11 protein-coding genes are annotated in these 13,078 nt (G+C 61.2%); 2 read left to right on the top strand and 9 right to left on the bottom strand.

Going from position 1 to position 13,078, the window contains the following annotated elements; genetic code table 11:
- Window positions 1-2: 2 nt before the first annotated feature.
- From AB4Y71_RS02120 to AB4Y71_RS02080, 9 genes are all read right to left on the bottom strand, one after another.
- On the bottom strand, window positions 3-752 hold the full coding sequence (locus AB4Y71_RS02120; protein ID WP_441717632.1) for a CPBP family intramembrane glutamic endopeptidase: 750 nt from the start codon (window positions 750-752) through the stop codon (window positions 3-5).
- Window positions 753-844: 92 nt separating this feature from the next.
- A complete protein-coding gene (locus AB4Y71_RS02115) occupies window positions 845-2,137 on the bottom strand; it encodes an SH3 domain-containing protein (protein WP_441717630.1) in 1,293 nt (430 codons plus the stop codon).
- A gap of 542 nt (window positions 2,138-2,679) precedes the next feature.
- Window positions 2,680-4,770, bottom strand: a complete 2,091-nt coding sequence (locus AB4Y71_RS02110; RefSeq protein ID WP_441717628.1) for an ABC transporter ATP-binding protein — start codon at window positions 4,768-4,770, stop codon at window positions 2,680-2,682.
- Window positions 4,771-6,504, bottom strand: a complete 1,734-nt coding sequence (locus AB4Y71_RS02105; protein ID WP_441717626.1) for an ABC transporter ATP-binding protein — start codon at window positions 6,502-6,504, stop codon at window positions 4,771-4,773.
- Window positions 6,505-6,770: 266 nt separating this feature from the next.
- The gene (locus AB4Y71_RS02100; protein WP_441717624.1) at window positions 6,771-7,052 is read right to left on the bottom strand and encodes a hypothetical protein; all 282 of its coding nucleotides are present in this window, start codon (window positions 7,050-7,052) and stop codon (window positions 6,771-6,773) included.
- Window positions 6,968-8,287 carry an MFS transporter gene (locus AB4Y71_RS02095; protein ID WP_441717622.1) on the bottom strand — a complete coding sequence of 440 codons (1,320 nt, stop codon included), beginning with the start codon at window positions 8,285-8,287 and terminating at the stop codon, window positions 6,968-6,970. Before AB4Y71_RS02095 ends, AB4Y71_RS02100 begins: the two co-directional genes overlap by 85 nt.
- A gap of 31 nt (window positions 8,288-8,318) precedes the next feature.
- Window positions 8,319-9,842 carry an MFS transporter gene (locus tag AB4Y71_RS02090; RefSeq protein WP_441717621.1) on the bottom strand — a complete coding sequence of 508 codons (1,524 nt, stop codon included), beginning with the start codon at window positions 9,840-9,842 and terminating at the stop codon, window positions 8,319-8,321.
- Window positions 9,843-9,853: 11 nt separating this feature from the next.
- Complete coding sequence (locus AB4Y71_RS02085; protein ID WP_441717619.1) at window positions 9,854-11,092, bottom strand: amidohydrolase; 1,239 nt, start codon at window positions 11,090-11,092, stop codon at window positions 9,854-9,856.
- A gap of 124 nt (window positions 11,093-11,216) precedes the next feature.
- On the bottom strand, window positions 11,217-11,867 hold the full coding sequence (locus AB4Y71_RS02080; protein WP_441717617.1) for a 4a-hydroxytetrahydrobiopterin dehydratase: 651 nt from the start codon (window positions 11,865-11,867) through the stop codon (window positions 11,217-11,219).
- Window positions 11,868-12,051: 184 nt separating this feature from the next.
- Between AB4Y71_RS02080 and AB4Y71_RS02075 the strand changes: the two genes are divergently transcribed.
- Complete coding sequence (locus AB4Y71_RS02075) at window positions 12,052-12,588, top strand: hypothetical protein (protein ID WP_441717616.1); 537 nt, start codon at window positions 12,052-12,054, stop codon at window positions 12,586-12,588.
- Window positions 12,589-13,044, top strand: a complete 456-nt coding sequence (locus AB4Y71_RS02070; protein WP_441717614.1) for a DUF421 domain-containing protein — start codon at window positions 12,589-12,591, stop codon at window positions 13,042-13,044.
- Window positions 13,045-13,078: the final 34 nt, after the last annotated feature.

The raw sequence follows: 13,078 nt of genomic DNA, 5'->3' as shown, positions 1-13,078 counted from the left end.
CTTTAGGCTCCCATGGGAAGCAGCGGGTACAGCAGGTACACCACCAGCAGGGCCACCGTGTTGTTGATGACGTGCAGCATGTAGGAATACGCCATGGATTTGCCCGAGAGGATGTAGGCAAGGCCCATCATCACACCGAGCATGAAGTACGGAACGACTTCGAGCCACGAGCTGATGCCCGCACCGATGAAGTGGATCCCTGCGAACAGCACCGTGGAGACCAACGCACAGAGCCAGACATTGAACTTGCGTGAGAGCTTGCCGATCAGCAGGTGGCGGAACAGGTATTCCTCCACGAAAGGGCCGAAGAGCGCAGTCACCACCAGCATCACCGGTAGCGGAACGGTGCCGGCCATGGATTCCAATGCAGCTTGGTTCTCGCTTGTCACCGCTTGGCCGGTCAGTCCAGCGATGATTGCGTTCACCGCAATGGTCAGCATCCAGCCACCTGGCAGCATCAACCATTTGGCCACGGGGTGATACCGCATGGTTTTGAAGGATTCGAAGAATTGCGGGCCGCATTGGATCATCGCGAGGATGAAGAAACTGACATACAAGATCAGGTTGATCCCGAACAACGCTTGGTCAGGCGTTGAGAATGCATCCATATATCCGGGTATGAGGCTGATCAGCCCGGCGGCGCCGCCGACAAAGAAGATCAGATAGGCAAGAACGGTCCAGAAATCACCTTTGGTAAATTTTCCGGCGTCAAAGGTGCGTTGCCTAGGCCTCGGTGCCAAATAGGGATTCATATACTCAGGCCGTTGTTGCATATGACAAGCCTAATCGTCTTCCATGTGGATTCCCCTATAAGACCAACTGCCGGCTTTCCCAGCGGCGGGGATCACTGTCCGCTGTATTCGAAGTGCCAGGCTTCCGCATAGGGATTGCGACTTCCATCGGCCCGGAACTCCTCCAGATTCTTTCGGTGCAGCCAGTTGTACTTCTTCGAGTTGGATTTCAGCCACTTGTAGTATTTCCCGCGGAAGGAGTAGGTATGGGACTCGGGCACATCGATGGCCAGTCCCCAACCGTGGTTCGAAGTACCCGGTTTCGCTGCAATATACGCGCCGAGTTCCTTGTAGTAGTACTTCTGCGTGTCCAAGGTGCGATAGGCGAGGTCTACGTCGATGTTCTTGCCGAATTTTTTCTTGAACGCCGTGTTCAGCCGCGTGAGATCCGCGAGCGCAGGAGCGGCGATCAAGGTCTTTTCCTTGTCCCAGGGAATAGCGGCGAGCATCGATTCAGGCAGCATTCCATTGGCTTTCTTCACAACCTGTTTACGGGTGTAGTTCTTCGTGTTGGAGGTTGGTGCGGTGCTTTTGCGTGCCAACGCCGAAGCCTTCATCCAGCCATCCATTCCCTGGGTGCGCACGAAATACCAACCAGCCACCTGCCCACCGGCCTTCTCCCATCGCAGGTCCCGGTAGACAATCGAGTTTTTCGGAATATCCCCGATGCGAAGCCGCTTGCCGGCAGCGGCGTAGAGATCCGTGCCCGAGGACTTCGTGAAGTAGCGATCGTTCAAGCCGGCCCGATTGGTCGTGTAGGCACCGGTATCGACTTGGCAGCCCTTGACGCAGGTTTGCACATGCTTGTGAGAAACCCAGCCAGTTTTTTTCTTGTAGGTGATCTTGTACCACCCATTGCTGGCCCGAGCTACTGCTTTGACAGCCGCATTCTTGGGCAAGGAACCTATGATCTTATGGCTGGTGCCTGCCCCTTGGCGGATGTTGACAGCAGCGGTCGCGTTGACCCACAGGTTGATTTTCTTCGATGGGCCGGACTTCGGCTTGGGTGCCGGATGGCGCGAGACGGCCTTGGCATACTTATTGGAGATCCAGCCTGTTTTCTTCTTGTACGACACTTTGTACCAGCCATTGGCTGCCTGCTGGGAGACAGGCACCGTGGTGTTCTTCGGAATCGTGCGCACGATTGCATATTTGGTGCTCTCGCCCTTGCGCATGTTCAGGTTGGCAGTGGTTTTCACACTGGAAACGCCGGTCTTAGCCAGCGGAACGGCAGCAGTCTCCACAGCAGCCAGCGCCGGTGCAGCTTGGGACGGAACACCCAGCCCTACGAGCAGCAGTGACGCAGCCATCAAGGCCGCCAAGAATCGTGGACGCAGGGTTCGCATTGCCTGACCGCTCCTTGCTTTCCGTGTGACGACCAGTGGAAGCCGCACAGTCCGGCATCAGCCGTTGCGCCTTTGCTGGCAGAGGCTCGTACCTCCCGATCCGCCAACTGCTAAGAACAGTCGCTGGATACTTCGCCTATTATTTCATAAAACCGGTCGTCAGGATCCGTTAGCTGCCCCAAGAGCCAGTCCGACGCGGAATTTCTATTCGAACGCATAGAACGGACTCCCGGCGCAGTGCAATTTGAAATGCTCCGGGAATCCGTGACGTGCAGGCAATGCCCTGCCGGCTGCACGCTAGTTTTTGTCGAATCCCCCAGGGGCCTTATCGGCAAAGTCTGTGAACTATATCTTGCAGCTGACTCAGGCAATCGCAGCACCAATGATTGGTGCCACGATAAGCACCCATAGCTGCCCCAGCGCTTCTGGGCCCGCGAACCCCAACGAACGTGCAGAGCAGTCACCCTTACACTTGGACGCGACAATGCCGCAGCCAGAAGAGGTCTTCTTCGTGCTGCGGCATTGGTGTTGCTCGCCTGGATTTAGCTCGTCAGTGGCTGATCCGGATCGTTGGCCCCAGGAGCTTCGGCTCGCGGCATGCCACCGGTTACTGCGGCTACCGCTGCAGTATCGGGATTCGCTTCCACGTCCTCAGCCGGACCGGCGAACTGCGACTGGTACAACCGGTAGTACGCACCACGGGATTCAAGCAGCTTCTCATGGTTGCCCTGCTCAACGATCTTGCCCGATTCCATCACCAAAATGGTGTCGGCATCGCGAATCGTCGAGAGCCGGTGGGCAATCACAAAGCTGGTCCTGTCGCTGCGCAACGCGGCCATGGCCTGCTGCACCAGCACCTCGGTACGGGTATCAACAGAGCTGGTCGCTTCATCGAGGATCAGCAGCGACGGGTTGGCGACGAATGCACGGGCAATGGTGATCAGCTGCTTCTCACCGGCGGATACGTTTGTTCCTTCTTCGTCGATGATGGTGTCGTAGCCATCTGGCAGAGCCCTGACGAAGCGGTCCACGAAGGTCGCGTTGGCTGCTTCGATCACTTCCTCATCGGTGGCATCCAGGCGTCCGTAACGGATATTTTCCATGATCGTTCCGCCAAAGAGCCATGCATCTTGCAGCACCATGCCCACCTTGGAGCGGAGGTCGGCACGGGACAGCGCAGTGATGTCCCGGTTATCGAGCATGATCTTCCCGGAGTTCAACTCGTAGAAGCGCATGACCAGATTCACCAGGGTGGTCTTGCCAGCACCGGTAGGTCCCACGATCGCTACCGTATGCCCCGGATCCGCATCGAAGGACAGGTTCTCAATCAAGGGCTTGTCCGGCGAGTAGGAGAAAGACACGTTCTGGAAGGAGACATGCCCGTCGGCACGGGCAGGCAAGGTCTCCTGCGCGTCATCCGGATCCTGCTCCTGGGCATCCAGCAGCTCGAAGGTGCGCTCGGCCGAAGCCACGCCGGACTGCAGCATGTTCGCTACGCCCGCAATCTGCCCCAGCGGCTGGGTGAACTCGCGGGAGTACTGGATGAACGCGGTTGCATCGCCCAGGCTCATGGTGCCCGAGGCCACGCGCAACCCGCCCACTACGGCGATGCCCACGTAGGCCAGGTAGGACACGAAGTTCATTACCGGCATGATCATGCCCGAGACGAACTGGGCGCCGAAGCTGGCCTTGTACAGCTCCTCGTTGCGCGCGGTGAAGCGTTCCACCATGTCTTCTTCGCGGCCGAAGACCTTCATCAGCTCGTGGCCGGAGAAGGATTCCTCGATCTGGCCGTTCAGCGCGCCGGTGTTCTTCCACTGCGCGGTGAACAGCTTCTGCGCCCGGGTGCCGATGATGCCCGCGGCAGCCGCGGACAGCGGCAGGGCCACCAGCGCGATCAACGCCATCTGCCAGGAGACCACGAACATCATGATCACGATGCCGATCACGGTCATGGCCGAGGAGACCAGCTGGCTCAGCGCCTGCTGCAGCGCATTCTGGATGTTGTCCACGTCGTTGGTCACGCGCGAGAGCAGATCCCCGCGCTGGCGCGTATCGAAGTAGTTCAGCGGCAGCTTGTTGATCTTGTCCTCGACGTCCTTGCGCAGGTTGTAGACCACGCGCATGACCAGCTTGTTCAGCAGCCAGCCCGAGGCCCACGAGAAGAGCGAGGCGATGAAGTACATGGAGAGCACAATCAGGATGTACTGCGAGAGCTGGGTGAAGTCGATGCCCTGCCCGGGGATGAAGTCCACCTTGGAGAGCATGTCCGCCTGGGTGCCCTGCCCGGAGTCGCGCAGCTGCTGGATCACCAGTTCCGCGGGCGTGCCGGCCGGGATGTTCTTGCCGATCAGCCCGGCGAAGATCACGTCCATGGCCTTGCCCAGGATCCGCGGCGCGATCACCGAGAGCACCACGTACACGGTGATCAGGGCGAAGACCAGGACCATGCCCCACTTGTAGGGGGACATCAACCCGACCAGGCGCTTGGCCGATGGCCAGAAATGCTCGGCCTTGCGCACCGGGGCGCCGCCGCTCCAGTCGTCGGCCCCCGCCGCGGCATCGAATTCGTTGACGTCCGCAAGCTCGCTTTCGAGCTGTTCCGGATCGATATTCTTCTGCTTCTTCGCCATTTAGGCCACCTCCTCCACGCTCAGCTGGGATGCCACGATTTCCTGATAGGTTTCCGAGGTTTCGAGCAGTTGCTCGTGGGTACCCCGGGCCACGATTTCGCCATGGTCCAGGACCAGGATCTGGTCCGCACCGGTAATGGTCGATACGCGCTGGGCCACGATGATCACCGCGGCGTCCTTGGTCGGTTCGGCCAGGGCCGCACGCAGCCTGGCATCGGTGTTCACATCCAGTGCCGAGAACGAATCATCGAACAGGTAAGTGTTCGGCTTCGCGGCCAGGGCCCTGGCAATGCACAGGCGCTGGCGCTGTCCGCCGGACACGTTGGTGCCGCCCTGGGAGATCTTCGAATCCAGCTGGCCTTCGCGTTCGGCGACGAAGCCGTCGGCCTGGGCCACTCTCAGCGCATCCCACAGGTCATCTTCGGTAGCGTCCTGGGCGCCGAAGCGCAGGTTGCTGGCGATGGTCCCGGAGAACAGGTAGGGGCGCTGCGGCACCGCGGAGATGTTCCGCGAAATGGTGTCGCGTCCCAGTTCGGCCAGCGGCACCCCGCCGATCAGGATTTCGCCTTCGGTGGCGTCGTAGAGCCGCGGGATCAGGTTCAGCAAAGTGGTCTTGCCGGCACCGGTGGAGCCGATGATGGCAGTGGTCTGCCCCGGCTTGGCGGTGAAGGAGATATCGTTGAGCACCGGCGCCTCGGCGCCGGGGTATCCGAAGCTGACGTTCTTGAATTCCACGGTGCCCGGGGTGGGCAGCGCGATCTGCCGTTCGGCGGCATCGAGCATGCTCGGCTCGCTGTCGAGCACCTCGGAGATGCGGTCGGCCGAAACCATTGCACGGGGAATCATCATGGCCATGAAGGTACCCATCATGACCGCCATCAGGATCTGCAGCAGGTACTGCAGGAAGGCGGTCAGCGCGCCGACCTCCACCTGGTTGTTATCCACCCGGTGCCCGCCGAACCACAGCACGGCGGCGGTGGACAGGTGCAGGATCATGGTGATCGCCGGGAACATCAGCACGAACAGGTTGCCGACCTTGACACCGAGGTCGGTCAGTTTCTGGTTGGCATCGGCATAGCGCTGCGTCTCATGCTCTTCGCGCACGAAGGCGCGCACCACGCGGATGCCGGTGATCTGCTCGCGCAGCACGCCGTTGATCCCGTCGATGCGGGTCTGCATATCGCGGAACAGCGGCATGAGCTTGATGACCAGCAGGCCCACGACAATGAGCACCAGCGGTACCGAAACCCAAACGAGCCAGGACAGTCCGGGATCTTCGCGGATCGCCATGATCACGCCGCCGATGGACATGATCGGCGCGGTGATCATGAAGTTCAACGCCATCAGGGTGAGCATCTGGATCTGCTGCACGTCGTTGGTGCCGCGGGTGATCAAGGTGGCGGCGCCGAATTTGTTGACGTCCTGTGCCGAGAAGGTCGAGACCTTCTCGAAGACCGACTGGCGGATGTCGCGGCCCACGCTCATGGAGGTCTTGGCCCCGAAATAGACGGCGGCCACCGCGGTGGCTACCTGGATGAGGGCTACCACCAGCATCAGTCCGCCGGTACGCCAGATGTAGTCGATATCGCCGCTAACGACACCGACATCGATGATCTTGGCGTTCAGGCTGGGCAGGTACAGCGTGGCCACGGTGGTGGCCAGCTGCAAAATGACTACGGCAATGATCCAAGCTGTGTACGGCTTGGAGTGTTTCAAGATGAGCTTGAGAAGCATGTGGAAAAATCCTCGCTGGCATCGGGCTTTCCGGCACCCTGTCTCCTTCGGTTTAAGGGCATGGTGATTGGAGAGCGATTGCCAGTCTAGCGCTCCGTTCTGACACTTTGAATCATCCTCGCGATTGATTTTTATCAATCGCTGGCTAGCACCCGCATTTCCGCAAGATCACGGGCATGGTGGCGTTAATCATAGATCATGTATATGGAATCAGAATGCATCAGGACAGGGGTCCGGGAGTGGGTAACCCGCGCCCATTGGCGCCACTAGTTGCCCAAGGTCGGCGGGGCAACCTCCTGTGCTGGTTCGGGGATCTGCTTCTGCTGCTTCTGCGATGGGACCGTGAAGGCGACGGCGGCAAAGGCGATGAGCACGATCAGCACATTGAACAGCAAGCCTATGGCCCCGCCGAAGCGCAGCGCCACATTATCCTGCCGGCCTATGAAAATGCCCCAGGACTGGATCAGCTCAATGTCCACCTTCTGCCCGGCCACGTACAGGGCCGCGGAAATCGCCACGCCGATGGCGTTGCCCAGCGAAGAAGCCATCTTGTAGAGGCCAGCGGCGGCTCCGGCCTGGTTGTCCGGCACATTGGACAGCGCCGCATCGATGGACGGCGTGGCGTAAAACCCAGGCCGATGCCGAACAGCGTGAACCCGATCACCGAGAGCACGATGTACTGCTCGATATAGACGAAGGTCATGGAGCACAGCAGGATCCCTGAACCGGTAATCAGCGTCCCCCAGAGCATCGGCTTTTTCGGGCCGAAGCGCTGCAAGAGCTTCTCGCCCACGCGGATGGTGGCCAGCACCGCCACCAGGTAGCCCAGGGTCAGCAAACCCGATTGCAGCGAGGTCATCCCAGCGGCGCTTTGCACCAGGCCCAGGGACACGATCAGCGTTCCGGCCGCGCCGTTGAGCAGCAGGTTGGAGAGCGTCGCCCCGGTGAAAGTGCGGTTGGAGAACAGGTCCAAGTTCACGAAGGGGTGGCGCCGATGCTTCTCGGTCCACAAGAAGATCAGCCCGCTGGCCACGAAGACCGCCAGCAGTCCCAGCCCGATCCAGCCCAGCCAGCCGATGCGCGGGCCCTGGGAGATGTAGACGTTGACGGACACCAGCATGATGATGAAGAACGCCAGGCCGGTCCAGTCGAAACCGCGCTGCTCCTGGGAGCCGGCCTTGGATTCGGGAGTGCCCTTGAGCAGCCACAGCGAAAGCAGCGCGACGGCAATGGAGATCCAGAAGATCGAGCGCCAGCCCAGGAAGCTGGTGGCCATCAACCCGCCGAAAAGCGAGCAGAAGCCCGAACCTCCCCAGGAGCCGATGGACCAGAAAGACAGCGCACGCTGCCTGGCTTTGCCCTCGTAGAAGGACTTCACCAGGGCCATGGACGCCGGCATGATGCACGCCGCAGACAGCCCCTGGATCACCCGGCCGCCCAGCAGCATGCCACTGGTCAGCGAACCCAGGCCCTCAGGGGTCAGCGCGATGACCAGGGAACCGAGGATGGAAAGCCACAACCCGGCGTAAAGGATCTTCGCCCTGCCCAGCCGGTCGGCCAGTCCGCCGGCCACCACCACGAAGATGCCGGAGAACAGCGAGGTGATGGAAACCGACAGGTTGGCCAGGGTCTTCTCCACCCCCAGCTGGCCGCTGATCCCGGGGATGACGTTCAGCAGCGTCTGGGCGAAAAGCCAGAAGGTGATGACCGCCAGCACGACGCCCAGCAGCCACTTGTCATTGGGCAGCCAGGTTTTTGCGTCCGCCGCAGAAGTGCTGGACATGGTATTTCTCCTATTTCTTCTGGCAAGCCGGTTAGTTGCCGAACGCCGGTGGCGCAATCTCGTCATGCTTGGTCTTCTCGCTGTCCTTCTTCTTCTCCGAAGGAACCGTCACGATGATCGCGGCAATGGCGATCACCACCATCAGCACGTTGAACAGCAATCCGATGGCCCCGCCGAAGCGCAGCGCCACATTGTCCTGCCGCCCGATGAACAGGCCCCAGGACTGGATCAAAGCCGGGTCGATGGCCTGGCCGGCCACGTAGAGCGCGGCGGAAATGGCCACGCCGATGGCGTTGCCCAGCGAGGAAGCCATCTTGTAGATGCCCGAGGCGGCGCCCACCTGGTTATCGGGCACATTGGACAGCGCCGCATCGGTGGACGGGGTGGCATAGAAGCCCAGCCCGATGCCGAACAGGGTGAAGCCTATGACCGAGAGCACGATGTACTGGTCGATGTAGACGAAGGTCATCGAGCACAGCAGGATGCCGATGCCGGTGATGATCGAACCCCAGAGCATCGGCTTCTTCGGCCCGAAGCGCTGCAGCAGCTTCTCGCCCACGCGGATGGTGGCCAGGATCGCGATCAGGTAGCCCAGGGTCAGCAGGCCCGATTGCAGCGAGGACATGCCCGCGGCGATCTGCACTAGGCCCAGTGACACGATCAGCGTTCCGGCGGCGCCATTGAGCAGGAAGTTGGACAGGGTGGCCCCGGTGAAGGTGCCGTTGGAGAAGAGCTTGAGGTTCACGAACGGGTTGCGGTTGCGCACCTCGATCTGCAAGAACAACAGTCCGGTCACCACGAAGATGGCGATCAGCGAAATCCCGGCCCAGGACAGCCAGCCCAGGTTCGGTCCCTGCGAGATGTACACGTTGATCGAGATCAGCATGATGATAAAGAAGAGAAGCCCGGAGAAGTCGAAGCGGTGCGAGGCGTTCGGATCCTGCTCGGCCCTGGATTCCGGGGTGCCCTTGAGCAGGAACAGGGCCAGGACCGAGAGCACGATGGAGATCCAGAAGATCGAGCGCCACCCCAGGAAGCTGGTGGCCATCAGCCCGCCGAACAGCGAGCAGAAGCCCGAGCCGCCCCAGGAACCGATGGACCAGTAGGACAGCGCACGCTGGCGCGCTTTGCCTTCGTAGTAGGTCTTCACCAGAGCCATGGAGGCGGGCATGATGCAAGCTGCGGACAGCCCCTGGATCACGCGTCCGCCCAGCAGCATGGCGCTGGTCAATCCGCCCAGGTTCTCCGGGGTCAGCGCAATCAGCAGCGAGCCGAGGATCGAGAGCCAGATGCCCAGATACAGGATCTTCGCCCGTCCCAGACGGTCGGCCAGGCCGCCGGCGACCACGATGAAGATGCCGGAGAACAGCGAGGTGATGGACACGGCCAGGTTGGCCAGTGTTTCTTCCACGCCCAGCTGGCCGCGGATCCCGGGGATGACGTTGAGCAGTGTCTGGGCGAAAAGCCAGAAGTTGATGACCGCAAGCACGATGCCCAGCAGCCATTTGTCATTGGGTTGCCAGGTCTTGGTGCTGGCAGCTGGTGCAGTGGACATGATCCTGCCCCTTATCCTTGTGCGCCGTGGCCCAGGTAGGCCAGCGCGGCCACCACCTGGGTGCGGGTCGCGGTTTCCAATGTCGGGTTGATGACCGGAGCGAAGAATGGCGAGTGGTTTGCCGGGATCTTCGAGGCGACAGTTCCTTCGGCGAGCGCCGCCTGGTAGGTCTTTGGATCGGCGCAGCCCACAGTCCAGTAGACGTACGGGACGCCAAAGGCATCGGGAATGGTGCTGAAGTCTTCCGAGGCGGTGGCCGGGTCGGTCTGGTAGACCTGCCCTTCGGCGAAATGCTCTTCAAAAGCCTTGGTGACCTTCCCGTTGGACGCCGCGTCATTGCTGGTCAGCGGGAACTGGTCGTAGAACTTGAAGTCCGGTTCCTGCGGCGAGCCGGCCGCGGCGCATTCGCCGCGAACGATGCGTTCGATGGAGTCGATGACGTGCTGGCGCAATGCCGGATCGTAGGTGCGGATGTTCAGCAGCAGCTGGGCCCGGTCCGGGATGATGTTCGCGGTGCTGCCGGCGTTCACTGCGCCCACGGTAAGCACGGCGAACTGCCCAGGCCGGGTTTCACGCGAAACGATGGTCTGCAGCTTGAGCACGATGGATGAGGCCAGCACCACCGGGTCCACGGAGTTGTGCGGCATCGAGCCGTGGGCTCCGCGCCCGTAGACGGTGATGCGCAGGCTGTCCCCGGCGGAGAGGATCGGTCCTGCGGTGGTGCCGATTTTCCCGGCTTCCACCGGCATCACGTGCTGGGCCAAGGCCACCACGGGCTTGGGGATCTTCTCCACCAGTCCGTCGGCCACCATTGCCTTGGCTCCTGCGGCGGTTTCCTCGGCTGGCTGGAAGAGCGCGATATGGGTTCCGGTCCAGGCGTCCTTGTGTTCGGAGAGCAAGCGCGCTGCGCCCAAGAGGGTAGCGATGTGCATGTCGTGGCCGCAGGCATGCATCACGCCTTCGACGGTGGATGAGTAGTCCAGACCGGTATTCTCGGTGACCGGCAGTGCGTCGATGTCGGCGCGTGCCAGCACTGCAGGTCCTTGGCCGTTGGCCAGCACGCCCACGATTCCGGTGCCGCCGATCTTGTGGATCTCATAGCCCAGGGCACCGAGCTCCGAGGCGATCCGTGCGGAGGTGTCATGTTCTTCCAGTCCCAGCTCGGGATGCCGGTGGAAATGCTGGTAGATCTCGCTCTGCCAGGGCAGCTGCTCATGGAGGGAATCGATAATTTTCTGTACAGCACTCATTTTTCGTTCCTTTCAGGCCCTGGCACCGGCACCCGCCGGTGCGGCGGGCACTCAAGGTACAGTTCAATCTTCAACTTATCCATCGGCGGGGACTCAGTCCAGAACATGAAGCAAGGCTTCTGGCTCAGCGGTCCTCTTCGGTGCAGATGCAAAAGCGGTTCCCTTGCCGGTCCGTGGCCACGTAGAATCCCGGCGCATACTGCTCATCGATCGCGACGCCCTGCTCCTTGAGCGCGTCCAGCACCTTTGCGCTTTCGGAATAGGGGTTCCAGATATCCAGGTGAAGCCGGTTCTCATTCGGGGTCGCCGTCTGCTGGAACCAGATGGCCGGCTTCCGGTGATCCGGGTCCGCCAGGCTGCCATCTTCTTGCACCTTGTACCCCAGCCCGGCAGCCCATTGCGCGGCAATGGCCGCGGGGTCATCGGTATCGATGCCGATTTCCACCGCACCGATCAGGTCCACCCGCGGTTCGGCTCCCAACGCTTCGGCCCGCTCGGAAATCTTGGAAGCCAGCGCGATATCCCGGGCAGTGATGGCTCCACCGGCATCATGGGAGGTCGTGGAGACGAAGAGGCGGTTATAGCGCCAGTCCACATCCGGGTGGTGGTTATCCATTTCCGCGGCTCCGGCGATATCGCTGAACAGCTCAATGGCCGCGGCGGAAGTCTTGGTCTGGAACACGGCCGCGATGGCTCCTGGAATTTCGCGCCAATGCGGCAGCTCCTCCAGGTAGTCATGCAGCTGCTGGTTGCTGAGAATATCTGTGTCGCTCATGGTTATCCCCTTTCGACGGCAACTGTGCCACCGGCCACCTGCTGGTTCAAGACCTTGGCGGCAATTCAAAGCAGACCCGGGCCGCGCATCGCATCCTGCTCGAATCCTGTGAACTTCTGCGATGCCAGTGCCACTGGTGCACAGACGCGGATAGTCTCGAATCCATTGGGTCGAAGGAGCTCACATGGTCAATATCTTCCAGGCAGAAGTCAACGACTCCACCTTGGACGACGTCGTTCCAGAAAGTGCCAACAGGTGGCGCAGGCTGCTGAGCCTGATCACCCTTGCGGTGGTTGCCGCCCTCGTGATCGCGGCGGGCTTCGGGATTTTCGAGCAGGAGCGCTCCGCATCCGTTGACAACGGCCAGCTGCAGATGGACATCGATTTCCCTGGCACTGTTCGTGCGGGCAACGAGATGGACCTGGCCATCTCGATCACTTCTGCGCAACCGCTGCCCGAAACGGTGGAAATTTCCATCTCACAGGAGTACTTGGATTTCTTCGAGGACTTCGCGGTGCTTCCCGAAGCGCAGTCGCAAAGCAACGGACGGCAGGGGGCCGTCGCCTTCGAGCTGTCCGCGCAGCCAGGAGCCCGCCATGCGGTCTTCCACTTCAAGGGGCGCGCCGCCGATGACTGGGCTCCGAGAACCGATGGACAGGTGGCAGTGGAAGTCGGCGGTTCCACGCTGTCTGCCGATATCAGAACATGGAGGATGCCATAAATGGATATTGTCATCCGCGCTGCGATCGCATTCATTGTGCTGTGGCTGGTGACCCGCGCCGCGGGCCGCTCCACCTTGGGCGAGCTGTCCTCATTCGAACTGGTGCTCTTCGTGGTCATGGGCGATCTGGTGCAGCAAGGCATCACCATGGAGGACCGCTCGCTGCTGGGCAACCTGCTGGCCGCATTCACCATGGTGCTGCTGGCGGCCATCCTGGCCTATGCCAACATGCGCTGGCCGAAGATCGGCAAGCTGACCCAAGGCCGGCCCATCGTGCTGATTCGCGATGGGAGCATCGACCGCAAGGCCCTGCATGCCGAGCGCATCGGACTCGATGAGCTGAGCATGCTTGCCCGGCTGGCCGGCATCGAGGACTACAATTCCATCCGGTTGGCGATCCTGGAAGGAAACGGCAAGGTTTCGTTCTTCACCCACGAGGCGCAATCCCAGCAATGAGCCTGCGCCCCGGCCGGATACCGGGGGCGTGGCC

This window comes from Glutamicibacter sp. MCAF14, from assembly GCF_052114325.1.
In the GTDB taxonomy this organism is placed as follows: Bacteria; Actinomycetota; Actinomycetes; order Actinomycetales; family Micrococcaceae; genus Glutamicibacter; species Glutamicibacter arilaitensis.
Note: the sequence above shows the minus strand (reverse complement) of the source record. Positions and strands in the feature narration are given on the sequence as shown.